Source organism: Bordetella genomosp. 10, from assembly GCF_002261225.1.
In the GTDB taxonomy this organism is placed as follows: domain Bacteria; phylum Pseudomonadota; class Gammaproteobacteria; order Burkholderiales; family Burkholderiaceae_B; genus Bordetella_C.
In genome coordinates this window covers 3,247,380-3,271,748 of sequence record NZ_NEVM01000005.1, presented here as the reverse complement: position 1 = coordinate 3,271,748, position 24,369 = coordinate 3,247,380, and the positions used below count along the sequence as shown (strand labels likewise).

Genomic DNA, 24,369 nt, shown 5'->3' with positions numbered 1-24,369 from the left:
GCGTTGTAGCCACTTTCCTCGGCGGCGGCCAGGTGCTCGCACAAACTGCGGATGCAGCCATGTCGCGTATCAAGGCGAATGGCGAAGTGGTCATCGGGTATCGGCAATCGAGCATTCCCTTCTCCTATCTCGATTCCAGCCAGAAACCGGTCGGCTACACGATCGACCTCTGCATGGCTGTCGTCGAAAACCTGAAACGCCAACTGGGAGGCAAGGACCTCAAGGTCCGTTTCGTTCCCGTCGACCTGACGACGATCATTCCGCTCCTGCAGAACAGAACGATCGATATGGAATGCGGCTCCACGGTGCACACCGTCAAGCGCGCCGCCCAGGTCGACTTCTCGCTCGTCACGATGGCGGCGGCCGACCAGCTCCTCGTGAAAAGCGATTCGAAAGTGCAGCAGATCGAGGACCTGAACGGACAGGCGCTGGCCGTCATTGCAGGCTCGACCAACGCCGCGCTCGCACAGTCGCTGAACAATCAGCACAAGCTTGGCATCCGCCTGGTCTTCGTCAAGGACCAGGCCGAGGGTTTTCTCGCCGTATCGACCGGCCGGGCGCAAGCGTATATGACCGACAACGTCATCCTCCATGGCCTGCAAAAGCGCGCATCGGATCCTTCGCAATTCCGGGTCGTCGGCCGCGACCTGTCATACCTGCCGTATGGGATTGTCCTGGCGCCGAATAATTCTTCTCTCGGATCGGTGGTCGACGCGACGCTCTCCGGCATGTATTCGTCCGGCGCGGCGAAAGCGCTCTACACGAAGTGGTTCGTGCCGATAGGAATGCCGCTCGGCAATGACACGGAGCAGATCTTCCGGGTCCAAACCTTTCCGAACTAGGCGAGGTCCATCGCGGCGGCATTCCCGAATCTTCCCCGCCGCCGCGACCGTAAATTCATCGGAGTAGCGCAGTCATGGCTTATCAATGGAGCTGGCGTTCTTTTGACGACGTGTCGACCGACGGCGTGTCGACTTACTTGCACAATATGTTCGCCGGCGCGGGATGGTCTGTACTGACGGCGCTCCTTGGGGCCTCGCTCGCGCTCGCGATCGGCGTCGCCGTCGGTTTGATGCGCGTTTCCGAACGGCCGCTATACAGGACCCTGGGCGCCATCTACGTCGAGATCTTTCGCGACATCCCCTTGCTGGTCCAGATGTTCCTCTGGTACTTCGTCTTTCCCGAACTCATTCCTCACCGCGCCGGCGCGTGGCTGAAATCGCTCGAGTACGGCCCCTTCTATACCACCGTCGTTTCGCTGGGCCTCTACACGGCGGCCCGCGTCGCCGAACAGACGCGGTCGGCAATCGCGAGCTTGCCCAAGGGCCAGATGATGGCGTCCCAGGCATTGGGGCTGACACGGGGAGATGCGTACCGGAAGGTCGTGCTTCCCCAGGCCTTCCGGATGATGCTCCCGCCGCTTACGTCCGAGATGGTGAACCTGATGAAGAATACATCGGTGGGAATGACCATCGGGCTTCTTGAATTGACGGCCCGGGCCCGGGACATGCAGGAAAGCGCCTTCCGCGTATTTGAAGCGTTCTCCGCCGCGACGCTCGGATACGTGGCGATCAATCTCATGATCATCGGCGCCTTCCGATACCTCGAGCGCCGCCCGCGGCTCAAACTGAAAAATCGGACCACGCCGTCCGCGAAAGAGGCATTGTCATGAGCGGCCTCGACTTCTCCATCGTATTTTCGAATCTTCACTATCTGATCGTGGAGGGTCTCGGCCTCACGTTGCAGCTAACGGTGGTCTGCGCATGCACCGGCCTTGCGATCGGCACGCTGCTCGCGCTCATTCGTCTGTTCGGCCCGGGATGGGCCGGACTCATCGTCAGCCTGTGGGTGAGTCTTTGCCGGTCCATTCCCCTCATCCTGGTGGTCTTCTGGGTCTACTTCCTGAGCCCCTACGTCCTGGCGTGGATGACGAACGCCGACGCGCCGGTCCAGATCAGCGCCGTCAAATCGGCATTCGTGACTTTCACCCTGTTCGAGGCGTGCTACTACTGCGAGATCGTGCGCGCAGGCATCCTGGCGGTCCCGCGCGCGCAAAGCGCCGCCGCGCGTGCATTGGGACTGAGCGAAATCCAGGTGCTTATCAAGGTCGTCATTCCGCAGGCGTTCCGTTCAGTGGCTCCCATCCTGATACTGCAAGCCATCGTCCTCTTCCAGGACGTCTCGCTGGTTTACGTGTTGTCCCTCACCGATTTCCTCGGCGCGGCGACACAGCTCGGCCAGCAACAGAATCGTCTGGTGGAAACGTACCTCTTCGTCGCCATCGTCTACTTCCTTATTTGCCTTGTCTCGACACGAGGCGTCCATCGTCTTCCGAAACATCTCTCGCACGCGTAGAAGGGAAAAATGATCGACATCAAGAATGTCACGAAACGCTTTGGCGACTTCACTGTCCTCGATCGTTGCAACACGTCCGTCAGAAAAGGCGAGGTGGTGGTGATCTGCGGACCGTCGGGGTCGGGAAAATCGACGCTCATCAGATGCGTCAATGGACTGGAGCCGATTTCGGACGGCGCCATTACGGTCGACGGCATCCCGGTCGGCCACGGTTCGCAACTGCGCTCGATCCGAAGAAAGGTCGGCATGGTGTTTCAGCATTTCGAGCTTTTCCCTCACCTCTCCATCATGGAAAACGTGGTCATGGCCCAGCGCCTGGTTCTGCAACGCGATGACGAGACGTCGCGGGCCAAGGCCATCGCGCTTCTCACCCGGATTGGCTTGCGCGCCCACGCGGATAAATTCCCCGGCCAGTTGTCCGGCGGACAGCAACAGCGTGTGGCCATCGTGCGTGCCTTGAGCATGGACCCGCAGGGCATACTCTTCGACGAACCCACGTCGGCGCTGGATCCCGAAATGGTCAGCGAGGTGCTGGACCTGCTTGGCGAACTCGCCGCCGAAGGCATGACGATGATGATCGTGACCCATGAGATGGGATTCGCTCGCCGCGTTTCGGACCGCGTTGTCTTCATGGACCACGGCAGCATAGTCGAAGACGTCTCCAAGGACGAGTTCTTCGATGCCCCCCGGTCGGATCGGGCCCGGGATTTCCTCACACGGGTAATCCGGCACTGATCGCCGCCGGAAAAAGGACTCCATACGATGACTACATTCGACATGCCGGCGCCCGCGGACGTGAGATCGGCGGCGCAAGCGCTCGACGGCGTCGCGATCCGCACGCCCTTGCTTCGGTCGGCACGGCTCAGCCGCATAACGGGGAGCGAGGTTTTCATCAAGCTCGAAAGCCTGCAACACACGGGCGCCTTCAAGTTCAGGGGCGCATACAACTGCCTGTCCCGCCTCAAACCGGATGACTGTCCGGACGGCGTCCTCGCCTATTCAACCGGGAATCACGGACAGGCCATCGCAACGGTCGCCAGGCTGCTGGGCCTGCGCGCCAAGGTCGTAATGCCTGAGGACGCGCCGGCCGTCAAAATCGAGAAGGCTCGCAAGCAAGGCGCGGAAATCGTCCTGTACAACCGGACTCGCGAGAGCCGGGAGGACATTGCGCGGCGAATCAGCGATACCGGCCGATATACGACCGTCCCGCCGGGAGACCATCCACACGTCATCGCCGGCCAGGGCACCGTGGCCTTCGAGGCGCTGGCCGAATTCGGCGAGGATAGGATCGACACGATTATCGTGCCGTGCGGCGGCGGAGGACTCGCGGCGGGCACCTGCCTCGCGCGCGACGCCCTGGCCTCGCACGCCGACGTCTGGGTCGCGGAACCGTCGGCGTTCGACGACACCCGGCGTTCACTTGCCTCGGGCCGGCGCGAGACGAACGCGCCCGGGGTGACGTCCATCTGCGATGCCCTGCTTGCGCCCACGCCCGCGGAACTGCCGTTCGCCATCAACAAAATAGGCGTTGCCCGCGCCATCTCGGCCACCGACGAGCAGGTGATGGCCGCGATGAAGCTGCTTTACGAAGAGTTCAGGGTGGCGGTGGAACCGGGCGGCGCGGTCGCCGTCGCGGCCGTCATGCGCGAGCCGTCACTGCTTCCCAAAAAGGGGCACGTGATCATCGTCGCGTCGGGAGGCAATGTGGATGCCGATCTCTTTGCGGCGGCGATCAGCCAGGCGGTATAGGAGGTCCAGCTCTCGTTGAGAAAGCCATGACTTCATGGGACCGCCGGCGCGACGATGCTCATCGACATTTTCCGCTTGTATGGAGGGACAGGCCGCCAGTATGCTGCAATGGCGTATCCATACTTCGACAAGGATCGAATCATGCCCGACATTCCCGCCAACGTCGACGAGGCGGTCGAGGGTCAGCTCGCCGCCATTGCCGCGGCCATCGGCGATCCCGCCCGCGCCCGCATGCTGTGCAGCCTGCTCGATGGCTGCGCGCGCACGGCCACCGAACTGGCGGCGGTCGCCGACATCGGCGCCTCCACCGCCAGCAGCCACTTCGCGCGCCTGCGCGAACAAGGGCTGGTGACGCAAGCGATGCAAGGCAAGCATCGCTACTACCGCCTCGCCAATCCCGACGTCGCCGCGGCGCTGGAAGCCCTGCTGGTCGTCACGGGCGTGCGCGCCGCGCCTTTCAAGCCGCGCACGCCGCCGGATCTGTGCGAAGCGCGCACCTGCTACAAGCACATGGCGGGCGCGGTCGCCGTGCGCGTGCACGACGCCTTTCTCGCGCGCGGCTATCTGCGCGCCGGCGCGGGGCAATACGCGCTGACGCCGCGCGGCGAAGAATATCTGCGCGGCCTGGGCGTGGACGTGGAGACCATCCACACCACGCGGCGCAGCTTTGCCCATCCCTGCCTGGACTGGAGCGCGCGCCGCCCGCATATCGGCGGCGCCTTGGGCGATGCGCTGCTGGCGCATTTCCTGGCGCGCAAATGGGTCGAGCGGCAAGGCCATTCGCGCGCCCTGCGGCTGACCCGCAGCGGCGAAAAAGCCCTGCGGTTCGCGTAACCGCGGGGCGGGCAAGACAGGCGCGGCTCAAGGCAGCCAGATCTCACGCATCATCGACTCCAGCGCGACCACCAGGGGCTCGCCGGCGCGGTCCGACGACGCGATGAAGCCCAGCATCGCGTCGGCATGCACATTGCCCCACACCGTGCAATCGCCCGCCGCCGCGCCCTGCAACGCGATCTCCTCGCGCAGCAGCGCGCATCCGGCGTCGGCCCGCACCAGGGCCATCAGGTTGGCCTGGTCGTCGTTCTGCATCACCACGCGCGGGCTCAGGCCATGCCGCTCGAACAGATCGCGCAGCAGCAGATGCGCATGGCTGCCCGCCGGCCCGTCCAGCCAGGGCAGTTGCGCCAGCTCGCGCCAACCGCCCTTGCGCATGCTGTCCGCCAGCGCGCGCGGCAATGCCACCCGATAGCGCACGCTGCGCAACGGCATCCATTGCAGGCCGCGCGGCGGCGCGGAAGCGACCGTCAGCGCCGCCGCCAGGCGGCCGCCGGCGACCTGCTCGGCCAGCGCCTCGGCCGGCATCACGTGCGTCTTCAATTCCACCAGGGGCAGTTGGCGCATCACCGTCGCCGCCAGCTCGCCCAGCCGCAGGAAATCGGGCTGTTCGCTCGGCACGCCCAGCTCCAGCACGCCGTGCAACTCCCCTTGCAGGGCCTGCGCCGCCGACTTCAGTTGATTGCCCAGGGCCACCAGTTGCTCGGCGGTCTCCAGCAACGCTTCGCCGGCCTTGGCCAGCACCAGACGGCCGCCGCTGCGGTCGAACAGCGCCACGCCCAGGCTTTGTTCCAGCGCCTTGATCTGCGCGGTCACGGCCGGCTGCGTCAACGACAACGCCTCCGCCGCGCGCGTCACGTTGCCCAGGCGGGCCACCTTGATGAAGGCGCGGATCTGGTAGATCTCCATGCCGCCGTCAGGCCGCCAGCAGGCGCACCTGGCTGGGCTCCAGGCCCAGCGCGACCGGCGCGCCGATGGGGAAGATCGACAGGCCCGCCAGGTGCGATTGATCGGCCGTGATGCACTGGTCCCCGATCATGACCTGGTAGCGCGTGAATTCGCCCTGGAACTCGCTGGCATGCACCACGCCGGGCAGCCACACGTAGCGCGCGTCGGGCGTGCCGCCGGCCAGGTCGATGCGCACCGTGTGCGGCCGGAAACTGGCCGCCATGCGCGGCCCGTCCGGCAGGTCGCCGTTGACGGGCAGGTGCAGGTCGCCCACGCCGTCCACCGACAACACCACGCCCTGGCTGGCGCGTTCCTTCACGGCGCCTTCGAGCACATTCATCGTGCCGACGAAATTCGCCACGAAGCGGTTCACCGGGAAGTCGAACAGATTGTTGGGCGAACCGATCTGCTGCACCACGCCGTGGTCCAGCACCGCCATGCGGTCGGCGGTGGTCATGGCCTCTTCCTGGTCGTGGGTGACGAAGATGGTGGTGATGCCCAGGCGCCGCTGCAAGGCCAGCAGTTCGCGCCGCATCTGGACGCGCAGTTTCTTGTCCAGGTTGGACAAGGGCTCGTCCAGCAGCAGCACCTGCGGTTCGATGACGATGGTGCGCGCCAGCGCCACGCGCTGCTGCTGGCCGCCCGACAGTTCGTTGGGGCGGCGCTTGGCGTATTGCGAAAGCCCCACCAGCGCCAGCGCGGCTTCGGTGCGGTCGCGCAATTCGGCGCGCGACACCTTGCGTTCGACCAGGCCGAAGGCCACGTTGTCGAACACCGTCATGTGCGGCCACAGCGCGTAGCTCTGGAACACCATGCCGATGTTGCGCTTCCATGGCGGAATGCCCGTCACGTCCTTGCCGTCGACCAGCAACTGGCCGCTGGCGTGCTGGTTGAATCCCGCGATCAGGCGCAGCAGGGTGGACTTGCCCGACCCCGACGGCCCCAGCAAGGCGAAGAACTCGCCGGGCTCGATGGAGATGTTCAGGTTCTTGAGCACCTGTGTCTTGCCGTAGGACAGCGAAATGTCCCGGCACTCGACGCCGACTTTCTTCATAGAGCCTCCAACTCCTCGTCGTTGTTCGTCCGCGCCGGCCGCTGCCGCGCGGTGGAGCGCTGCACCAGCACGTGGCTCGCATAGGTCCCGATGGCCACCGCCACCACCGCCAGCACGCCCAGCGCGGCGCCCGGGCCGCGTCCCGAAGCGCTCTGCATGTACAGGTAGATGCCGTAGCTCATGGGCGCCTGGCTTTCGCGCGTCACCAGCATGATGGTGGCCGACAGCTCCACCGCCGCCGTGACGAAGCTGGTCACGAAGCCGGCGAGCATGCCGCCGGCCATCAACGGCACCACCACCCGTCGGATAGTACGCCAACGGTTGGCGCCCATGGACTGCGCCGCCTCTTCCAGCGAAACGTTGACCTGCTGCAAGGCGGCCACGCAGGAGCGCAGCGCGTAGGGCAGGCGCCGCACCGAATAGGCAATCATGATCAGCACCCAGGACCCGGTCAGCAAGGTGCCCGTGAAGGGAATGCCGACGCCGCGGAAGGTGCGCAGCAGGCCGATGGCCAGCACGATGCCCGGAATGGCCAGCGCCGCCGAGGCCAGCCAGTCCAGCCACTGGCGGCCGGGCAGCCGGGTGCGCAGCAGCAGGTAGGCGATGGCCGTGCCCAGCACCACGTCCACGCCGGCCGCCAGCCCGCAATAGAGCAGGGTGTTGGCGATCATGCCGCTGGAATCCTGGAAGACCGAGACGTAGTGGGCCAGCGTATAGCCGTCGGGCAGCGGCGCATAGCTCCACACGCTGGCGAAGGACAGCAGCAGCACGCCGATATGCGGCGACAGCACCAGCAGCAGGACCAGGATGATCCAGCCATAGGCCAGCACGCTCTCGGCCGGCCGCAGGCGGCGCTTCTGGATCGCGCCGCCGCCCTTCTGCAGCGTCGAATAGTCCTTGCCGCTGAGCAGGCGCGTGGACAGCCACAGCGAGACGATGGAAAACGCGATGATGATGACGCCGATCACATAGCCCAGCGGATCCTCCAGGCCGACCTGGGTGATGCGCAGGTAGGCCTGCGGCGCCAGCATATTCGTCGCGCCCAGCACCAGCGGCGTGCCCAGATCGTCGAAGACCTTGATGAAGACCAGCGAGGCCCCCGCCACGAAGCCCGGCAGGGCCAGCGGAAAGATGATGCGGCGGAACAGCCGGAAGCCGCGCGAGCCCAGGTTGAAGGCCGCCTCCTCCATCGAGCCGTCGATATTGCGCAGCGCCACCACCAGGTTCATCAGGATGAAGGGGAAGTAATGCAGCGCCTCGACGAAGATGACGCTGTTCAGGCCCTCCATCAGCGGAATATTGATATCGAACCAGTCGCCCAGCAAAAGGTTGACGCTGCCCGAGCGGCCGAAGATCAACTGCATCGCCACCGCGCCGACGAAGGGTGGCATGATCAGCGGCAGCACGCCCAGCGTCTGGATGATCAGGGCGCCGCGGAATTCGAAGCGCACGGTGAAATAGGCGAGCGGCACCGCGATGAGCGAAGCCAATAGCGTCGACCAGCCCGCCACGTAGAGGCTGTTGAAGAACGCCTCCTGCATCAACGGCTGGTTGAAGAAGGACTGGAAATGCCCGAGGGTGAAACTGCCGTCGGCGTTGACGAAGGCCGTGTGGAACACCGTGGCGACCGGCACCAGCAGGAACAGCAGGAGAAAGGCCAGCACCAGCAGCGCCACGGCCGCGGGTCCCTTGCTCAAGCCGAAGGGAGAAGAATTTCGCATGCGAAGTCCGGAATGCCGCGACGGGGCCGGCGCCCGGTCACGGCGAGGAAAACGGACCGCCCGTGGCGCCGGACGGTCCGGAGAGGGGGAAATACGCGGCGGAACGTCCCGGCCGTTACAGCGCCGCCGCCTGGCCCGCCAGCTTCACCGCTTCTTCATAGTTGGCGCGCGCCTTGCCGTTCCACTCGCCTTCCAACTGGGTGATCTTCTGGCTCACCGACGAATCGCGCTTGTCGCCCGCGAACAGCTTCTGGAACGAGGGATCGGCCGCCTGCTTCTCGTCGACCAGCGGATCCCAGGCCAGCTTGCGCGCCTGCGCCAGCAGGTCCGCCGCCTTGCCCGATTTGGCCTTGTCGCCGAGCTTGCGTTCGGCGTCGTAGATGGCCTTGGTGGCCTGCTGCAACTCCTTCAGGCGGAAGGTGATGGTCTGGTCGTAGAGCGACTGCACCACGTAGTAGCGCGACTGCGACAGATTGACGTCGAAGTGCACCTTGCTGCGCTTGGCGATTTCCGAGGGGTCCGGATAGCCGGCCGGGATCTTGCCCTTGAGCTCGCTGTAGGGAAGCACGGGCAGGCGCGAGATCTTCGGGTCCAGCAGCACTTCCTGGCCCGGCAGGTCCAGGGTGTAGCGGATGAACTGCTTGGCCTCGTCCGTATTCTTGGCGCCTTCGATCAGCGCGATATTGGCCGGCACGATGGCGGTTTCCGTCGGGTAGACGAACTCCACCGGGAACTTGGAGAACTTGCTCGACAGGCCGAAGAAATCGATCACCGGTCCCGCGCCGAACTGGCCGTTGTTCACGCCGTCCGGCACGCCGAAGGAGCGCTCGGTCACCGCGCTGCTGTTGCCGGACATGCGCAACAGCGTGCGCCAGCCCTCGTTCCAGCCTTCGCCCTGGAGTATGGTCTCCGCGGTCAGGTGCATGGTGCCCGACCGGGAGGGCGAGGTGATGCCCACGTGGCCGAACCAGGCCGGCGCCAGCAGGTCCTTCCACTCGACCGGCGCGGTCAGCTTGTGCGCCTTCAGATAGCGCGTGTTGTACATGATGCCGTAGCCGGCCAGGGCCTGGCCGAAGTAGAGCCCGGCGGTATCGTTGATGGGGAAACTGCCGATCTTGTCCGGCACCTTGGGATTGGCCAGGTCGCTGGCCTTGGCCAGCAGCTTGGCCTGCGCCAGCAATTCGAAGGCGTCCGGCGCGCTGGCCCAGAACACGTCGGGCCGCTGGCCGGCGGGCGTCTCGCGCACATAGGCGATGCCGGCCACCGTATTCTTGTTCAGGAACTCCAGCGTGATGCCGGGATGGCTTTTCTCGAAAGCCACCTTGTAGGCCTGGGTCAGATCCTTGGGAAAGGACGTAATCACCGTCACGGTGCCGGCCTGCGCGGCCGCGCCCGCGCCGGTCAAGGCCAGCGCCAGGGCAAGGCGTCGGATACTGGGCATGGTTGTCTCCCTCTTGTCATTTATCGTGCGGCAACCTTACGGGGCGGCCGACCCAGCGTCCAATTAGAAATTTTGATGCGGGCTATCAACGGTGGGATATTCTCCGCGCGGGCCATCCACCAAAGGGGTTACCACCCGTTCGGCCCAGGGGATTTCCTCGCGCAATGAAAAAGGCTGCCCGAAGGCAGCCCTTTTCGCCGGGGATCCGGCCCCCGGAGGCGCCGGACCCGCATGACCCCGCGGGGGCGCGCAAATCAGATATCGATATTGCTCGCCGACAGCGCGTGCGTTTCGATGAAGTTGCGGCGCGGTTCGACGTCGTCGCCCATCAGGGTCTGGAAGACCTCGTCGGCGGCGATGGCGTCTTCGATCTGCACGCGCAGCAGGCGGCGCACCTTGGGATCCATGGTGGTTTCCCACAACTGCTCGGGATTCATTTCGCCCAGGCCCTTGTAGCGCTGCTTGCTGACGCTGCGCTCGGCTTCGGCGCGCAGCCAGCGCATGACTTCGCGGAAGTCGGCGACGCCGGCCTCCTTGCGCTTTTCGCCCTCGCCGCGCGCCACCAGGGCGCCCTTGCCGATCAGGCCCAGGAAGGTCTTGGCCGAGCGCGACAGCACGCCATAATCGGCGCCGGCGACGAAGGTGGCGTCGATGACGCTGATGCGCGCATTGCCATGGCGCATGCGGCGCACGATCAGGCGCTGCTTCTCCGTGGCCGGGTCCACTTCGGCGGCGACGGTGACCGCATTGGGCGCCAGCGGATCGTACATGGCCTGTTGCAGCTTCTCGGCCGACGCGGCCGCGGTCTCCGGCGTCGTCAGGTCGATCTCCACGCCTTCGGCCATGGCCGACAGCGCGGCCTCGTCGATCATGCGCGAGGCGCGCCCGATCACGGCGTCGGCCAGCTCGTACTGGCGCGCCAGCTCGGCCAGCGCGTCGCCGGAGATGGGCTCGGCGCCTTCGGACGGCACCAGCGAGGCATCCTTCAACGCCAGTTGCAGCATGAACACCGCTTCTTCCTGGTCGTCCTTCAGATAGCGCTCGTCGCGGCCCACCTTGACCTTGTACAGCGGCGGCTGGGCGATGTACACGTAGCCGCGCTCCACCAGCTCCGGCATCTGGCGATACAGCAGCGTCAGCAGCAGGGTGCGGATGTGGGCGCCGTCGACGTCCGCGTCGGTCATGATGATCAGGCGGTGATAGCGCAGCTTCTCGACGTTGAAGTCCGGGCCGATGCTGGTGCCCAGCGCGGTGATCAGCGTGGCGATCTGCTCGCTGGCGATGAGGCGGTCGAAACGCGCCTTCTCGACGTTCAGCACCTTGCCGCGCAGCGGCAGGATGGCCTGGAACTTGCGATCGCGGCCTTGCTTGGCCGAGCCGCCGGCCGAGTCGCCCTCGACGATGTACAGCTCGCACAGCGCCGGATCCTTTTCCTGGCAATCGGCCAGCTTGCCGGGCAGGCCCGCGCCTTCCAGCACGCTCTTGCGGCGCGTCATTTCACGCGCCTTGCGCGCGGCCTCGCGCGCCCGCGCGGCTTCGACGATCTTGCCGCACAGCGCCTTGGCGTCGTTGGGATGCTCCAGCAGCCAGGTTTCCAGGGTGCGCGCGACGGCGTCTTCCACGGCCGGGCGCACTTCGCTGGACACCAGCTTGTCCTTGGTCTGGCTGCTGAACTTGGGCTCGGGCACCTTGACCGACAGCACGCAGGCCAGGCCTTCGCGCATGTCGTCGCCCGTGGTCTCGACCTTGGCCTTCTTGGCCAGCTCGTTGTCCGCGATGTACTTGTTCAACACCCGCGTCATCGCCGCGCGCAGGCCGGTCAGGTGGGTGCCGCCGTCACGCTGCGGAATGTTGTTGGTGAAGCACAGCACGCTTTCCGAATAGCTGTCGTTCCACTGCATGGCCACGTCGACCGTGACCGGCACGCCGCCGGCGCTCGATTCGGTGCTGACCGAGAACACGTTGGGATGCAGGACCGTCTTGCTGCGATTGATGAACTCGACGAAGCCCTTCACGCCGCCGGAGAACGCGAAATTCTCTTCCTTGCCCTGGCGCTGGTCGACCAGGCGGATCTTCACGCCGTTGTTCAGGAAGGACAGCTCGCGCAGCCGCTTCGACAGGATTTCGTAGTGATATTCGATGTGCGTGAAGATGACGGGATCGGCCAGGAAGCGCACTTCTGTGCCGCGCTTCTCGGTCTTGCCGGTCACCGCCAGGGGCGCGACGCGCTCGCCCTGGCGGAACTCCATTTCATGCACTTCGCCGTTGCGGCGGATGGTCAGGCGCAGCCATTCCGACAATGCGTTCACGCAAGACACGCCCACGCCGTGCAGGCCGCCCGACACCTTGTACGAGTTCTGGTCGAACTTGCCGCCGGCGTGCAGTTCGGTCATGACGATTTCCGCGGCGCTGCGGCCGAACTCGTCGTCCTTGTGGATATCGGTAGGAATGCCGCGGCCGTTGTCCGACACCGAGATCGAATTGTCGGTGTGGATGGTCACGACGATGTCGTCGCAATAACCGGCCAGCGCTTCGTCGATGGCGTTGTCGACGACTTCGAAAACCATGTGATGCAGGCCGGTGCCATCGGAGGTATCGCCGATGTACATACCGGGGCGCTTGCGCACGGCCTCCAGCCCCTTGAGCATCTTGATCGAATCCGCGCCATAGTTGGCGTTCTCGGAATTGGTGTTCGGCGTGTCGGACATAAGTCTTTTCGTTTACTGATTCAAAGAGCCACCGGCCCGGTAGGCCGGCACACCAGGCCGGAGAATGCCGGCCGGGCGAAGAAGGAACGATGCGCGTCGCGACGATCGAAGGACGTGCCCTGGAACGGCCCCCGCGGGGCCCGGCCCAGGGCACGTCCTTCGCTTAGATGCGCATCGGCATGACGACGTACTTGAACTGTTCGTCGTCGGGCAGCGTGATGAGCGCGGAAGCGTTCTGGTCGGGCATCACGGACCACTTGATCTCGTCGACCTTGACGTTGTTCAGCACGTCCAGCAGGTAGCCGACGTTGAAACCCACGTCCAGCGGTTCATGGCCGTAGTCGATGTCGATCTCTTCCTGCGCCTCTTCCTGCTCGGCATTGGTCGAGGAGATCTTCATCAGGTTCTGCGCCAGTTGCAGGCGCACGCCCTTGAACTTGTCGGTGGTCAGGATAGCGGCGCGCTGCAGGCTGCCTTGCAGGGCTTCGCGGTTGACCAGGAAATGGCGCGTGTAGGAAGTCGGGATGACGCGCGTGAAATCCGGGAACTTGCCTTCGACCAGCTTGGACACGAGCTCCACGTCGCCGAAGCGGAAACGGATCTGGCCCGGCGCCACGTCGATGTCGACCACGGCGTCGCTGTCTTCGAGCAGGCGCTGCATTTCCAGCACGGTCTTGCGCGGCACGATGACTTCATGGCGCTCGGCGATGCCGTCGGCCTCGGTGGAGCTGTGCGCCAGGCGATGGCCGTCGGTGGCGACGGCGCGGACGCGGCCCGGTTCGAACACCAGCAGCATGCCGTTCAGGTAATAGCGGATGTCCTGCTGGGCCATGGCGAAGTGCACCATGTTCAACAGGTGGCGCAGCGACTTCTGCGTCAGGCTCAGGGACACGTCCCACTGCTCGGGCTGGGCCACGGTGGGGAACTCGCTGGCGGCCAGCGTTTGCAGCGCGAAGCGGCTCTTGCCGGTCTGCACCGCCAGCTTGTTGCTGTTCAGGGCGAGCTTGACGTCGCCGGTGTCGGGCAGGGCCTTGAGGATGTCCACCAGCTTGCGCGCGGCGACCGTGATGGACTCGTTATCGCCGCCCACGCCGAAATCGGCGTGCGTGGTGATCTGCACTTCGAGGTCGGTGGCGATGAACGACACCCGGCTTCCCTCTTTGCGCATCAGGATGTTCGCCAGGATGGGCAGCGTATGCCGTCTTTCGACGATGCCCGCCACCGTCGAAAGCGGTTTCAGCAATGCATCGCGTGTGGTTTGTACGAGTTGCATGGTCATCCTTTTAGAGTTTGTTCCAACACGTGCAGGGTATGGTTGAGTTCAGCAAGCTTGGCCCGGGCATCCGAGATCTTGCGCACGGCGTGCAACACCGTCGTATGGTCCCGGCCCCCGAATAGATCCCCGATTTCGGGCAAGCTTTTCTGCGTCAGCTCCTTGGCCAGGTACATGGCCACTTGGCGCGGCAGCGCAATGTTCGCAGGCCGCCGTTTCGAGTACATGTCGGCGACCTTGATCTTGTAGAAGTCGGCCACCGTCTTCTGGATATTCTCGACCGTGATCTGGCCGTTGGACACCGACAGCAGGTCCTTCAGCGCGTCCTTGCAGACGTCCACGGTGACGACGTCGCGGCCATGGAAGCGGGCATAGGCCAGCACCTTGCGCAGGGCGCCTTCGAGCTCGCGCACGTTGCTGCGCAGGTGCTTGGCGATGAAGAAGGCCACTTCCTCGGGCATGGGCACGCCTTCGGACTCCGCCTTGCGCAGCAGGATGGCCACGCGCATCTCCAGTTCCGGCGGCTCGATGGCCACGGTCAGGCCCGAGTCGAAGCGCGAGATCAGGCGGCTGTCGATGCCGGCCAGCTCCTTCGGATAGGTATCGCTGGTGATGATGATCTGCTTGCGCTGCGCGACCATCGCCTCGAAGGCGTAGAAGAACTCTTCCTGGGTGCGGTTCTTGCCGGAAAAGAACTGGATATCGTCGATCAGCAGCAGGTCGAGCGAATGGTAGTAGCGCTTAAAATCGTCGAAGGCCTTGCGCTGGTAGGCCTTGACCACGTCGGACACGTATTGGTCCGCATGGACGTAGCGCACGCGCACGCCGGTGCCCGCCGCCACCATGGCATTGCCGATGGCGTGGATCAGGTGGGTCTTGCCCAGGCCCACGCCGCCGTACAGGAACAGCGGGTTGTAGGAAATGCCGGGGTTCTCGGCCACCTGCAAGGCCGCCGCGCGGGCCAACTGGTTGGCTTTCCCTGTGACGAAATTCTCGAACGTCAGGTCCGTGTTCAGCCGCGACCGTTCGTACACGATGTTGGCGGCCTCGCTGGGGACCGCCGGCGCCGCCGGAGCGGGCGCGGGCGGCGCCGACGCAAGGCCGGCCGCGACGCCGTTGAGCGCGTGGTGGGAGGCGCCGTCGAGCCCCCCGTTGGCGCCGGACGCTGCCTCCTGCGCCGGGGCATTCGCGGCGGCGGCAACGGCATTGGCGGCGGCCATCGCGGCCGCTCCGCTGACGCCGGGAGAACCGAGGCTGGCCGCGCGCGGGCGCGGCGCCAGCGGCAGGCGGCCGCCGGCGCCGGCCGGCAGTTCGAACTGCACCTGGACGGGACGCTGGAACCATTCGGCAGCCAGGGACTCGATCTGCTGAGCGTAATTCTTGCGCACCCAATCCAGCTTGAAGCGGTTGGGTGCGGAAATGCGCAGCAGGGCCTGCGCTTCGTCGAACGCAACCGGCACCAGCGGACGGATCCACGCGCTGATTTGCTGGGGGGGGATTTCCTGCTCAAGACGACTGACGCAGGTCTGCCAGAATTCTTTCATGTCGCTCTTGTCTAAACCTCGATTCTACCTTGCCCGGGCTGTACTTATCCACAGGCCTGAGCACCCGGGTACCCGGCCTTTGCTTCTAACTGTTTGACAAGATAGGGAAAACTTGCTGAAATGGTGGGCTTTACCGAATTTTGCATGAAATTCGGAGCCGGAAAGCCGGGCCAAGGATCTGGACACGGAATGTGGACACAGAACCCCGGGCTCAGAAACTCCGGACCCAGAAACTGGCTTTGCCTACGCCCGCTTCCGCCAGGAGGCGGATGGACCGGCAGGCCGTGTCGACCGGCAGCGTCGCGGCAGCCGCACAGAGCGTGCGGATTGCGCCAGAATGCGCCCCCCATAAATTTTGTTCTTTTTGTGGACCTTCCATGAAACGCACCTTCCAACCTTCCGTTACCCGCCGCAAGCGCACCCATGGTTTCCGCGTGCGTATGAAAACCCGCGGCGGCCGCGCCGTCCTGAACGCTCGCCGCGCCAAGGGCCGCAAGCGTCTGGCCGTCTGATCGCCATCTCGCGATCCGTGGCGCCGGTCTCCGTGCCGGCGCCAGCGCCTGACATGCCGCGCACCACGCTTCCCCCGGGGGCGCGGATGCACCGCCCCTCCGAGTTCGCCGCCGCCCTCAAAGGCCGCCGGCTGGCGCGAGGGGCGTTTTTCATGGTGACTTCCGCCGCCAGCACCCAAGCGCCCGGGCAGGCCTGTGCCCGCCTGGGCCTGGTCATCGCCAAGCGCCATGCCGCGCTGGCGGTGACGCGCAATGCGCTGAAGCGGGTCATACGCGAAGCCTTTCGCCACTGCCGGCACGCCCTGCCCCCGGCCGACTATGTCGTCCGGCTGCATGCCCGCGTTCCCGCCATGTCGCTGACCGCCTTGAAGCGGCTGGCGCGCGCGGAAGTGGATACCCACTTCGCACGCGTCGTCCGCGGACCGGCGTCGAAAAGCGTGGCCGGGGCCGCGCGCGACAAACCGGCCACGCCGGCGGTTGCCACGCCATGATGCGCGCCCTGTCAACCGCCCTGCTGATCGCGCCGATCCGGTTCTACCGGTTCTTCCTCAGCCCCTGGATCGGGCGGCAATGCCGGTTCACCCCGACCTGCTCGGCCTACGCCATCGAAGCCATCGAAACCCACGGCCCGCTGCGCGGCCTGTGGCTGGCGGTCCGGCGTATCGGGCGCTGCCATCCCTGGAGTCCCGGCGGACTGGACCCCGTCCCGCCCGCTCCAGGAACTTCCGGCCCCTGTGGCGACTCCCATTGCCACCGCGCCGGTCATGATTAACGCTAAACTGGCGGGCTTTGCTGGTCTCGCTTTCACCTTCTAGGCGCCATGGATATCCGACGCACCGTCCTCTGGATGATATTTTCGTTCTCGCTGTTGCTCCTCTGGAACAACTGGCAAGTCCATAACGGCAAGCCGTCGCTGTTCGGTGGCACGCCGCCCGCGGCCACGGCACAGGCCCCCGCCAATCCGCAGGCCCCGGCCTCCAACGCCATTCCCTCGGCGCCGGCCGCGTCCACCACCCCGGCCGCGCCGACCGGCGGCGGCGTGCCCAATGCGGCGGCGGCCCAGGCAGCGCAGTCGCAACGCGTGGTCATCACCACCGACGTCCTGCGCCTGACCTTCGACACCACGGGCGCCCAGGTGGTCCGCGCCGAACTGCTGAAGTTCCCGGACGCCAATCACGACGACCAGCCGACCGTGCTGCTGGACGACTCGCGCGACCTGAACTACGTGGTGCAGTCGGGCGTGGTCGGTTCGACCAACGGCCAGTCCTTCCCTACCCACCAGACGCCTTTCCGCATGGTCTCCAGCGAGCGTTCGCTGACCGGCGACACGCTGGCCGTGGTGTTCGAGGCGGAATCCGGCGGCCTGAAGGTCACCAAGACCTACACGCTGCATCGCGGCCGCTACGACATCGACGTGCGCCACGACCTGACCAACACCAGCGGCGACCCGCTGCGTCCGGCCCTGTACCTGCAACTGCAGCGTGACGGCAACAACCCGCCCGACACCTCCAGCTTCTATCACACGTTCACGGGCATGGCGGTCTACTCGGACCAGGACAAGTTCCAGAAAGCCACCTTCTCCGACATCGAGAAGAAGAAGGCCAGCTACATCAAGCAGGCCGACAACGGCTGGATCGGCGTGGTGCAGCATTACTTCGCCACCGCCTGGATCCCGCCGCAAGGCAAGCCGCGCACCAATGAATTGCTGGAAGTGGCGCCCAACCTGTACGCCGCCCGCACGGTGGAGTCGGTGGGCGAAGTGTCGGCCGGCGCCTCGGCCACCGTCGATTCGCACCTGTGGATCGGACCCCAGGACCAGAAGGCCATGGCCGCCGTCGCGCCCGGGCTGGAACTGGTGGTCGACTATGGCGTGCTGACCATCATCGCCAAGCCGCTGTTCGCGCTGATGACCTGGCTGCATTCCATCCTGGGCAACTGGGGCTGGACCATCGTGGCGCTGACCGTGCTGGTCAAGGCCGTGTTCTATCCCCTGGCCGCCACCAGCTACCGTTCGATGGCGCGCATGAAGCAGGTCGCTCCGCGCCTCCAGGCCCTGAAGGAAAAGTACGGCGACGACAAGCAGAAGCTGAACGCCGCCATGATGGAGCTGTACCGCACCGAGAAGATCAACCCGCTGGGCGGCTGCCTGCCCATGGTGGTGCAGATCCCCGTGTTCATCTCGCTCTACTGGGTGCTGCTGGCCAGCGTGGAAATGCGCGGCGCGCCGTGGCTGGGCTGGGTGCACGACCTGTCGGTGCATGACCCGTACTTCATCCTGCCGGCCATCATGATGGCGACCATGTTCCTGCAGATCAAGCTGAACCCGACGCCGCCGGATCCCGTGCAGGCCAAGGTCATGATGATCATGCCTTTGGTCTTCGGCGGCATGATGTTCATGTTCCCCGCCGGCCTGGTCCTGTACTGGTGCGTCAACAACACCTTGTCGATCCTCCAGCAATGGAGCATCACGCGCCGCCTGAAGCGGGGAACCGAGGCAGCGGCGAACAAGTAGTAAACGCCCGAACCCGCGCCGCACACCGTCCGGCGCACCCCACCACCGCGGGGCCGTTTTCTTCAAAAAAGAAAACGGCCCCGCGGTTTTTTGTGTAGAACCCGACCAACATTCTGCATACGAGCTGCCCCGACCTTGAGCAAACTGCCGCAATACGCCGCGGCCCGCGGGCTGCTTAATGTCGATGGCGATGCAAGGTCAGCGATGCATGCCCCAGCGGCGGACGGTGATGCGTTCCAGGTTGTCGAAGCCCAGGCCCTCGACCAGCAGGCCGATGAGGACGACGGCGGCGAGGCCGGCGAAGACGCGGTCGGTGTAGAGTTCGTTGCGGTTCTGGAAGATGTACCAGCCCAGGCCGCCTTTGCCGCTGGAGGCGCCGAAGACCAGTTCGGCGGCGATGAGCGTGCGCCAGGCAAAGGCCCAGCCGATGCGCAGGCCGGCGAGGATGGCGGGCAGGGCGGCCGGCACCAGTATCTGCAGCACATAGCGCACGCCGCGCAGGCCGTAGTTGCGGCCGGTCATGCGCAGGGTGTCGGGAACCGCCAGGAAACCCGCGTAGGTGTTGACCGCCAGCGCCCACAGCACCGAATGGATCAACACGAAGACCAGACTGCCCTCGCCCAGGCCGAACCAGAGCAGGGCCAGGGGCAGCAGGGCGATGGCCGGCAGCGGATTGAACATGGCCGTCAGCGTCGCCAGCAGGTCGCGGCCCAGGCGCGTCGATACGGCCAGCGTCGTCAACACGAAGGCCAGCGCCACGCCCGCGACATAGCCTTTCACCAGCACGCGCAGGGAGGCCGCGGCGCGCGCCAGCAACTCGCCGTCCAGCAGGCCCTCGACGAAGGCCTTGGCCGTGGCGACGAAGCCGGGCAGCAGCAGGTCGTTGTCGGTAAGCCGCGCGGCAAGCTCCCATAACGCCGCCAGGACGACGAGGATCAGGGCCTTGCGCACGGCGCCGCGCCGCCAGACCCGCTCCAGCCACGGCAGCGGCGCCTCGACCGCCAGGTCGGGCAAGGGCGCGAGTTCACGCTCATATTCTTCGCGGACCGGCGGCAGGGACGGACGGGTGCTGGATAGCTGGGACATGAGGCGGCGGCCTTGCGGTTGAGACGAAAGAAAGTTCAAGCCGCCGCGCGCCGCGCCGCATCCGCGGTGGCGTATTGCGAAGGCACGGGCCCCGCCGACGCGGGCCGGTCGAACAGCAGATCGTGGATGCGCCGCGTCGTGGCCTGGAAGGCGGGCGAGCCGGCGCTATGCATGTCGTACTGGTGCGCGTTGAGTTCGGCGCGGACGCGACCCGGATGCGGCGACAGCAGCAGGATGCGATTGCCGACCAGCAAGGCCTCTTCGATGGAGTGGGTCACGAACAGCAGCGTGAAGCGCACTTCCTCCCACAAGGCAAGCAGCTCTTCCTGCATCTTGCGGCGGGTCAAGGCGTCGAGCGCCGCGAAGGGCTCGTCCATCAGCAGGATGCGCGGCTGCATGGCCAGCGCGCGCGCGATGGCCACGCGCTGCTTCATGCCGCCGGACAAGGTGTGCGGATAGGCATCGGCGAAGGCGGACAGGCCGACCTTGTCGAGATAATGCAGCGCCCGTTCGTCGGCCTCGCGGCGCTTGAGCGTGCCCGAAGCCAGCAGGGGAAACGCGACGTTCTCCCGCACCGTCTTCCAGGGCGGAAGCTGGTCGAACTCCTGGAACACCACGATGCGATCCGGCCCGGGTTCGCGCACGATCCGGCCATCCAGGCGTATGGCGCCTTCCGTGGGCGCGATGAAACCCGCCACGGACTTGAGCAAGGTGGACTTGCCGCAACCGGACGGTCCCAGCAGGATGTAGCGATCCGCTTCATGTACCTGGAAGCCGACGCGATGCGTGGCCCGCACGCGGCGGCCCGGCGTCTTGTATTCCAGCGTCACCCCGTCGACGTCCAGCAGCGGCAGGGCCTGGCGGTCCGGCGTGCTCATTTCAGTTTTCCATGGTGCTGCACGCCGCGCCGACGCATGAAACCGCGTCAATGCCATCCAGGGCGCCGCGGATTCGGGGCGCCGCCCCCTTGAGGGGGCGCGCGACAGCGCGTAGGGGGTGGGATTTCATCTCAGCTCCCGTTCGCGAGCACCGCGTCGTCGAAGAAATAATCGCGCCAGCTCGCCGGTTCGTGCTTGATGGCGCCGACGCGATGCATGAACTTCGCCAGCGTGAAGGTGTTCTGCGGCTCGACCTTGAACTGCACCTGGGGATTGGTGATGATGCTCAGGAGCAGCTTGCGATCCTGCTTGGCGTCGGCCACGCGCAGATAGGTGTCGGCCGCCTGTTCGGGATGCTCGCGCACAAAGCGCGCCGCCTCGATCAATGCGTCCTGGAAGGCCTTGTAGGTCTTGGGATTGTCCTTGCGGAACTTCTCCGTGGCGAACAGCACGGTGGACGACGACGGACCGCCCAACACCTGGTACGAGTCCAGCACGATGTGCGCGCGCGGATTGCCGGCGAGCTCCTGTTCCTGAAACGGAGGATTGCCGAAGTGGCCGGTGATCTCCGTGCCGCTGGAAATAATGGCCGCGGTGGCGTCGGGATGCGGCAGCGCTACGGAGATGCTGTCGAGCTTGTTGTATTGCGCATCGCCCCACACGGCGGCGGACGCCATCTGCAGCACGCGGGACTGCACCGACACGCCCACGGCCGGCACCGCGATGCGGTCCTTGTCGGTGAAATCGGCGATGGTCTTCACTTCGGGTCGATTGCTCACCAGGTAGTAGGGAAAGTTGCCCAGCGACGCGACGCCCTTGACGTTCTGCCTGCCGTAAGTGCGGTCCCAGATCGTCAGCAAGGGTCCCACGCCGGCGCCGGCGATATCCACCGCGCCGGAAAGCAGCGCGTCGTTCACCGCGGAACCGCCCGACAGCTTGAGCCATTCGACCTTGATGTCGACGCCTTCGGCCTTGCCGTGTTTCTCGATCAATTGCTGGTCGCGGGCCACGTTCAGCAGCAGGTACACGATGCCGAATTGTTCGGCGATGCGGATGCGGCCCTCGGCGCGCGCCGACGCGGGGACGGCCAGGGTGATGGCGACCAGCGCCAGGGACAGGACGGCGGCGGCGGCGCGGTTCAGGCGACGGCCGAACGAAATCGAAGCAAGCAGCATGGTCTTTGCTTTTCCTGGTCTATGGAAAGAAAGACGCGGAACCATCTCCCGATGGCTCCGCGTCCATGGCGCGTCCGGCATGACGCGCGGGGATGCAGGCGAGGGGGCGGCCACCCGCCAACGGAGAGAAATCAGTGCGATGCGTGGACGGCCGCGCCAACCGTGGCGGCGGCGGCCGAGGCGGGCGTCGGCGAGGCCAGGGCCAGGATGGCCAGCGCCAGGGCGACCGCGACGCTGGACGCGGCCTTGACCAGGGGGGAATGCGTGGCGGCGGAGGGCTGGGACATGTCGGATCCTGTGTATTCGTGAGCGGTTTGTGAGGAATTATCAGCAAGCCGCCACGGGGATCCAACGAATGAATCGACGTTTATTCAGATCGGGAACTTATATAGCCCGCGAAGCGCCCTCGTCCGGGCGGGCGAGGGCGGGCCGGCAGGGACCGGCGCCGCCGCGCCTGAACAGTCATGGCCGGGGTCGGGACCGCGGCCGGACGATCAACCCGCCTTGGCCAGGAAAGCCTCGACCAGCTTGACCCAATACGTCGCGCCCACCGGCAGCAAGGCATCGTTGAAGTCGTAGTTCGGGTTGTGCAGCATGCACGGTCCCATGCCTTCGTATTGCGCTTGGCGATGGCCGCCGTCGCCATTGCCCAGGAACAGATAGGCCCCCGGCACCGCTTCCAGGTAGAAGGAAAAATCCTCCGCGCCCATGAAGGCCGGGATATTGGTATCGACGTTCTCCTTGCCGAAGGTCGCCTCGGCCACCTGGGCCGCGAAGGCCGTTTCCTTTTCCCAGTTCACCAGCGGCGGATAGGCGCGGATGAAGTCCAGTTCGCCCGTGCCGCCGTAGACCTGCGGCAAGGTGGTGGCGATGCGGCGGATCGCGTCCTCGATGGTGTCCAGGGCCTCGGTGGTGTAGGTGCGCACCGTGCCGCGGATGACCGCCTCGCTGGGGATGACGTTGAAGGCGTCGCCGGCATGGATCTGGGTCACCGAGAGCACGGCGGAATCCAGCGGATCCTTGTTGCGCGACACCACCGTCTGCAACACGCCCACCATCTCCGACGCGATGACGATGGTGTCCACCGACTTGTGCGGCTGCGCGGCATGGCCGCCCACGCCCTTGACGGTGATGGTGAAGCGGTTGCTCGACGCCATCGCCGGCCCGGCGCGGAAGCCGAATTGGTTCACCGGCATGCCGGGCATGTTGTGGATGCCGAAGACGGCGTCACAGGGAAATTTCTCGAACAGGCCGTCCTGCATCATCGCGCGCGCGCCGGCGTTGCCGTTTTCCTCGGCGGGCTGGAAGATGAAGTGCACGGTGCCGTCGAAATTGCGATGCTCGGCCAGGTATTGCGCCGCGCCCAGCAGCATGGTGGTGTGGCCGTCATGGCCGCAGCCGTGCATCTTGCCCGACACCGTCGAGGCATGGCCGAAGCGGTTGTGCTCCGGCATCGGCAAGGCGTCCATATCCGCGCGCAGGCCTATCGCCTTCTTGCTGTCGCCGTTGCGCAGCACGCCCACCAGGCCGGTCTTGCCGAAGCCGGTGTGCACTTCGATGCCCCAGCCGCGCAGCTTCTCGGCCACCAGAGCCGAGGTGCGGGTTTCCTCGAAAGCGGTTTCGGGATGCGCGTGGATGTCCCGTCGTATTGCCGTCAGGTCGCCGGCGGCGCGCTCGATTTCTGCGATGGTTTTCATAATTGCCTTTGGATGTAGAGGGCGACGTCGCGCGTCGCCTTGGTCAGGGCGGCCTGCAAGGCCGGAAAGCGTTCGTTCTTCTCGAACGTCTGTTCGTTCATGTACTGTTTGCGATGGATCTCTATCTGGAGGCTGTGGCGGCGCTGCGCGGGCTTGCCCAGGCGCGCGATCAGCGCCACGCCCTTGAAGGGATCGTTGCGCGCCACCGTGTAGCCGCTGGCTTCCAGCGACGCCTGCACGACGTCGACCAGTTCCGGATCGCAGGTGGTGCCGTCGCGGTCGCCCAGCACGAAGTCCGCCAGGGGGCGATCGCTCTCGATCTGTAGCGCCTCGTAGGAATTGGATGGCATGGAGTGCAGGTTCAGGTGCCAGACCGCGCCGAAACGGCGATAGGCGGCTTCGATGTCCTGGCCCAGCGCCGCGTGATAGGGCTGGTGATAGGCGTCGATGCGATGCTGGATTTCGGCGACGCCGAGCTTGCGCGCATAGATAGGCTGGCCGGCGGCCTTGCTCCAGATCAGGCCGTGGCCGATGCGGCTCTTTTCCGTCGGATTGATCGCGCCGGGCCACGGGCTTTCCAACAGGGCGGGCTCGATGTCGTCGGGCTCGCGGTTCGGATCGATATAAGTGCGCGGGAATTGCGCGCAGATCAGCGTGCCGCCGACGTCGGGGATGCCGCGCCAGAGTTCGTCGACGTGGGTGTCCTCGCCGCTGCGCAACAGCGGCGCCGCCAGCGCATAGCCGAAGTCGGCCGGATAGATCCGTCCGCTATGGGGCGAGTCACAGACCAGGGGCAGGGGTTCGCCGCGCGGCGCGTGGCGAACGTATGGGGCAAAGGGCTGGTCGCTGGTCTGCATGGAAAGTCCGTTGGCAACGATGCGG

General features: G+C 65.6%; 22 protein-coding genes and 1 pseudogene. 10 read left to right on the top strand and 13 right to left on the bottom strand.

The window, feature by feature from the left end; translation table 11 throughout:
* The first annotated feature begins 59 nt into the window (after positions 1 to 59).
* The 6 genes from CAL29_RS30670 (at position 60) to CAL29_RS30645 (ending at position 4,938) form a co-directional block, all read left to right on the top strand.
* Positions 60 to 842 (top strand): amino acid ABC transporter substrate-binding protein, encoded by a 783-nt coding sequence (locus CAL29_RS30670; protein ID WP_179284237.1) that lies wholly within the window; start codon positions 60 to 62, stop codon positions 840 to 842.
* Between the two features lie 74 nt (positions 843 to 916).
* Positions 917 to 1,672, top strand: coding sequence for an amino acid ABC transporter permease (locus CAL29_RS30665; protein ID WP_094856605.1), 756 nt, complete (start codon positions 917 to 919; stop codon positions 1,670 to 1,672).
* Positions 1,669 to 2,355: an amino acid ABC transporter permease gene (locus CAL29_RS30660; protein ID WP_094856604.1), complete on the top strand. Its 687-nt coding sequence runs from the start codon at positions 1,669 to 1,671 to the stop codon at positions 2,353 to 2,355. Before CAL29_RS30665 ends, CAL29_RS30660 begins: the two co-directional genes overlap by 4 nt.
* Before the next feature lie 9 nt (positions 2,356 to 2,364).
* On the top strand, positions 2,365 to 3,090 hold the full coding sequence (locus CAL29_RS30655; protein WP_094856603.1) for an amino acid ABC transporter ATP-binding protein: 726 nt from the start codon (positions 2,365 to 2,367) through the stop codon (positions 3,088 to 3,090).
* Between the two features lie 27 nt (positions 3,091 to 3,117).
* Positions 3,118 to 4,104 carry a threonine ammonia-lyase gene (locus CAL29_RS30650; RefSeq protein ID WP_218831915.1) on the top strand — a complete coding sequence of 329 codons (987 nt, stop codon included), beginning with the start codon at positions 3,118 to 3,120 and terminating at the stop codon, positions 4,102 to 4,104.
* Between the two features lie 141 nt (positions 4,105 to 4,245).
* Positions 4,246 to 4,938 carry an ArsR/SmtB family transcription factor gene (locus tag CAL29_RS30645; RefSeq protein ID WP_094857010.1) on the top strand — a complete coding sequence of 231 codons (693 nt, stop codon included), beginning with the start codon at positions 4,246 to 4,248 and terminating at the stop codon, positions 4,936 to 4,938.
* Between the two features lie 27 nt (positions 4,939 to 4,965).
* On the opposite strand, the gene CAL29_RS30640 is transcribed toward CAL29_RS30645, so the two are convergent.
* The 7 genes from CAL29_RS30640 to dnaA form a co-directional block, all read right to left on the bottom strand.
* Positions 4,966 to 5,847 carry a LysR family transcriptional regulator gene (locus CAL29_RS30640; RefSeq protein ID WP_094856601.1) on the bottom strand — a complete coding sequence of 294 codons (882 nt, stop codon included), beginning with the start codon at positions 5,845 to 5,847 and terminating at the stop codon, positions 4,966 to 4,968.
* Between the two features lie 7 nt (positions 5,848 to 5,854).
* The gene (locus tag CAL29_RS30635) at positions 5,855 to 6,940 is read right to left on the bottom strand and encodes an ABC transporter ATP-binding protein (RefSeq protein ID WP_094856600.1); all 1,086 of its coding nucleotides are present in this window, start codon (positions 6,938 to 6,940) and stop codon (positions 5,855 to 5,857) included.
* Entirely contained in the window at positions 6,937 to 8,661 is a 1,725-nt protein-coding gene (locus CAL29_RS30630; RefSeq protein WP_094856599.1) for an ABC transporter permease, read from the bottom strand. The genes CAL29_RS30635 and CAL29_RS30630 overlap by 4 nt, the downstream gene beginning before the upstream one ends.
* Positions 8,662 to 8,776: 115 nt before the next feature.
* Entirely contained in the window at positions 8,777 to 10,102 is a 1,326-nt protein-coding gene (locus CAL29_RS30625) for an ABC transporter substrate-binding protein (RefSeq protein WP_094856598.1), read from the bottom strand.
* 254 nt (positions 10,103 to 10,356) lie between these two features.
* Positions 10,357 to 12,810 carry a DNA topoisomerase (ATP-hydrolyzing) subunit B gene (gyrB, locus tag CAL29_RS30620; RefSeq protein ID WP_094856597.1) on the bottom strand — a complete coding sequence of 818 codons (2,454 nt, stop codon included), beginning with the start codon at positions 12,808 to 12,810 and terminating at the stop codon, positions 10,357 to 10,359.
* Positions 12,811 to 12,973: 163 nt separating this feature from the next.
* Entirely contained in the window at positions 12,974 to 14,083 is a 1,110-nt protein-coding gene (dnaN, locus tag CAL29_RS30615) for a DNA polymerase III subunit beta (protein ID WP_179284236.1), read from the bottom strand.
* A gap of 2 nt (positions 14,084 to 14,085) precedes the next feature.
* On the bottom strand, positions 14,086 to 15,627 hold the full coding sequence (gene dnaA, locus CAL29_RS30610) for a chromosomal replication initiator protein DnaA (protein WP_094856595.1): 1,542 nt from the start codon (positions 15,625 to 15,627) through the stop codon (positions 14,086 to 14,088).
* Positions 15,628 to 16,004: 377 nt separating this feature from the next.
* Here dnaA and rpmH point away from each other — a divergent pair, with 377 nt between their 5' ends.
* The 4 genes and pseudogenes from rpmH to yidC all read left to right on the top strand — a co-directional run bounded on the left by rpmH (position 16,005) and on the right by yidC (position 18,651).
* Complete coding sequence (gene rpmH, locus CAL29_RS30605) at positions 16,005 to 16,139, top strand: 50S ribosomal protein L34 (protein ID WP_057654304.1); 135 nt, start codon at positions 16,005 to 16,007, stop codon at positions 16,137 to 16,139.
* A 53-nt stretch (positions 16,140 to 16,192) separates the two neighbouring features.
* Positions 16,193 to 16,558: pseudogene (locus CAL29_RS30600) on the top strand (ribonuclease P protein component); the annotation flags it as partial.
* An 80-nt stretch (positions 16,559 to 16,638) separates the two neighbouring features.
* Positions 16,639 to 16,911 (top strand): membrane protein insertion efficiency factor YidD, encoded by a 273-nt coding sequence (yidD, locus tag CAL29_RS30595; protein ID WP_218831946.1) that lies wholly within the window; start codon positions 16,639 to 16,641, stop codon positions 16,909 to 16,911.
* A gap of 48 nt (positions 16,912 to 16,959) precedes the next feature.
* Positions 16,960 to 18,651 (top strand): membrane protein insertase YidC, encoded by a 1,692-nt coding sequence (yidC, locus tag CAL29_RS30590; protein ID WP_094856593.1) that lies wholly within the window; start codon positions 16,960 to 16,962, stop codon positions 18,649 to 18,651.
* 198 nt (positions 18,652 to 18,849) lie between these two features.
* On the opposite strand, the gene CAL29_RS30585 is transcribed toward yidC, so the two are convergent.
* The 6 genes from CAL29_RS30585 to CAL29_RS30565 all read right to left on the bottom strand — a co-directional run bounded on the left by CAL29_RS30585 (position 18,850) and on the right by CAL29_RS30565 (position 24,344).
* The gene (locus CAL29_RS30585; protein WP_094856592.1) at positions 18,850 to 19,737 is read right to left on the bottom strand and encodes an ABC transporter permease; all 888 of its coding nucleotides are present in this window, start codon (positions 19,735 to 19,737) and stop codon (positions 18,850 to 18,852) included.
* Between the two features lie 35 nt (positions 19,738 to 19,772).
* Entirely contained in the window at positions 19,773 to 20,615 is an 843-nt protein-coding gene (locus tag CAL29_RS30580) for an ABC transporter ATP-binding protein (protein WP_094856591.1), read from the bottom strand.
* 131 nt (positions 20,616 to 20,746) lie between these two features.
* Positions 20,747 to 21,790, bottom strand: coding sequence for an ABC transporter substrate-binding protein (locus CAL29_RS30575; RefSeq protein ID WP_094856590.1), 1,044 nt, complete (start codon positions 21,788 to 21,790; stop codon positions 20,747 to 20,749).
* A 131-nt stretch (positions 21,791 to 21,921) separates the two neighbouring features.
* Positions 21,922 to 22,077 (bottom strand): hypothetical protein, encoded by a 156-nt coding sequence (locus tag CAL29_RS31780; RefSeq protein ID WP_179284235.1) that lies wholly within the window; start codon positions 22,075 to 22,077, stop codon positions 21,922 to 21,924.
* Between the two features lie 207 nt (positions 22,078 to 22,284).
* A complete protein-coding gene (locus tag CAL29_RS30570) occupies positions 22,285 to 23,487 on the bottom strand; it encodes a M20 aminoacylase family protein (RefSeq protein ID WP_094856589.1) in 1,203 nt (400 codons plus the stop codon).
* Entirely contained in the window at positions 23,484 to 24,344 is an 861-nt protein-coding gene (locus tag CAL29_RS30565; RefSeq protein WP_094856588.1) for an N-formylglutamate amidohydrolase, read from the bottom strand. The genes CAL29_RS30570 and CAL29_RS30565 overlap by 4 nt, the downstream gene beginning before the upstream one ends.
* Between the last annotated feature and the right edge of the window lie 25 nt (positions 24,345 to 24,369).

Coding starts and splice junctions, on each gene's coding strand:
- CAL29_RS30670 (WP_179284237.1), top strand. CDS start 60: ATGTCGCGTATCAAGGCGAATGGCGAAGTGGTCATCGGGTATCGGCAA.
- CAL29_RS30665 (WP_094856605.1), top strand. CDS start 917: ATGGCTTATCAATGGAGCTGGCGTTCTTTTGACGACGTGTCGACCGAC.
- CAL29_RS30660 (WP_094856604.1), top strand. CDS start 1,669: ATGAGCGGCCTCGACTTCTCCATCGTATTTTCGAATCTTCACTATCTG.
- CAL29_RS30655 (WP_094856603.1), top strand. CDS start 2,365: ATGATCGACATCAAGAATGTCACGAAACGCTTTGGCGACTTCACTGTC.
- CAL29_RS30650 (WP_218831915.1), top strand. CDS start 3,118: ATGACTACATTCGACATGCCGGCGCCCGCGGACGTGAGATCGGCGGCG.
- CAL29_RS30645 (WP_094857010.1), top strand. CDS start 4,246: ATGCCCGACATTCCCGCCAACGTCGACGAGGCGGTCGAGGGTCAGCTC.
- CAL29_RS30640 (WP_094856601.1), bottom strand. CDS start 5,847: ATGGAGATCTACCAGATCCGCGCCTTCATCAAGGTGGCCCGCCTGGGC.
- CAL29_RS30635 (WP_094856600.1), bottom strand. CDS start 6,940: ATGAAGAAAGTCGGCGTCGAGTGCCGGGACATTTCGCTGTCCTACGGC.
- CAL29_RS30630 (WP_094856599.1), bottom strand. CDS start 8,661: ATGCGAAATTCTTCTCCCTTCGGCTTGAGCAAGGGACCCGCGGCCGTG.
- CAL29_RS30625 (WP_094856598.1), bottom strand. CDS start 10,102: ATGCCCAGTATCCGACGCCTTGCCCTGGCGCTGGCCTTGACCGGCGCG.
- gyrB (WP_094856597.1), bottom strand. CDS start 12,810: ATGTCCGACACGCCGAACACCAATTCCGAGAACGCCAACTATGGCGCG.
- dnaN (WP_179284236.1), bottom strand. CDS start 14,083: ATGCAACTCGTACAAACCACACGCGATGCATTGCTGAAACCGCTTTCG.
- dnaA (WP_094856595.1), bottom strand. CDS start 15,627: ATGAAAGAATTCTGGCAGACCTGCGTCAGTCGTCTTGAGCAGGAAATC.
- rpmH (WP_057654304.1), top strand. CDS start 16,005: ATGAAACGCACCTTCCAACCTTCCGTTACCCGCCGCAAGCGCACCCAT.
- yidC (WP_094856593.1), top strand. CDS start 16,960: ATGGATATCCGACGCACCGTCCTCTGGATGATATTTTCGTTCTCGCTG.
- CAL29_RS30585 (WP_094856592.1), bottom strand. CDS start 19,737: ATGTCCCAGCTATCCAGCACCCGTCCGTCCCTGCCGCCGGTCCGCGAA.
- CAL29_RS30580 (WP_094856591.1), bottom strand. CDS start 20,615: ATGAGCACGCCGGACCGCCAGGCCCTGCCGCTGCTGGACGTCGACGGG.
- CAL29_RS30575 (WP_094856590.1), bottom strand. CDS start 21,790: ATGCTGCTTGCTTCGATTTCGTTCGGCCGTCGCCTGAACCGCGCCGCC.
- CAL29_RS31780 (WP_179284235.1), bottom strand. CDS start 22,077: ATGTCCCAGCCCTCCGCCGCCACGCATTCCCCCCTGGTCAAGGCCGCG.
- CAL29_RS30570 (WP_094856589.1), bottom strand. CDS start 23,487: ATGAAAACCATCGCAGAAATCGAGCGCGCCGCCGGCGACCTGACGGCA.
- CAL29_RS30565 (WP_094856588.1), bottom strand. CDS start 24,344: ATGCAGACCAGCGACCAGCCCTTTGCCCCATACGTTCGCCACGCGCCG.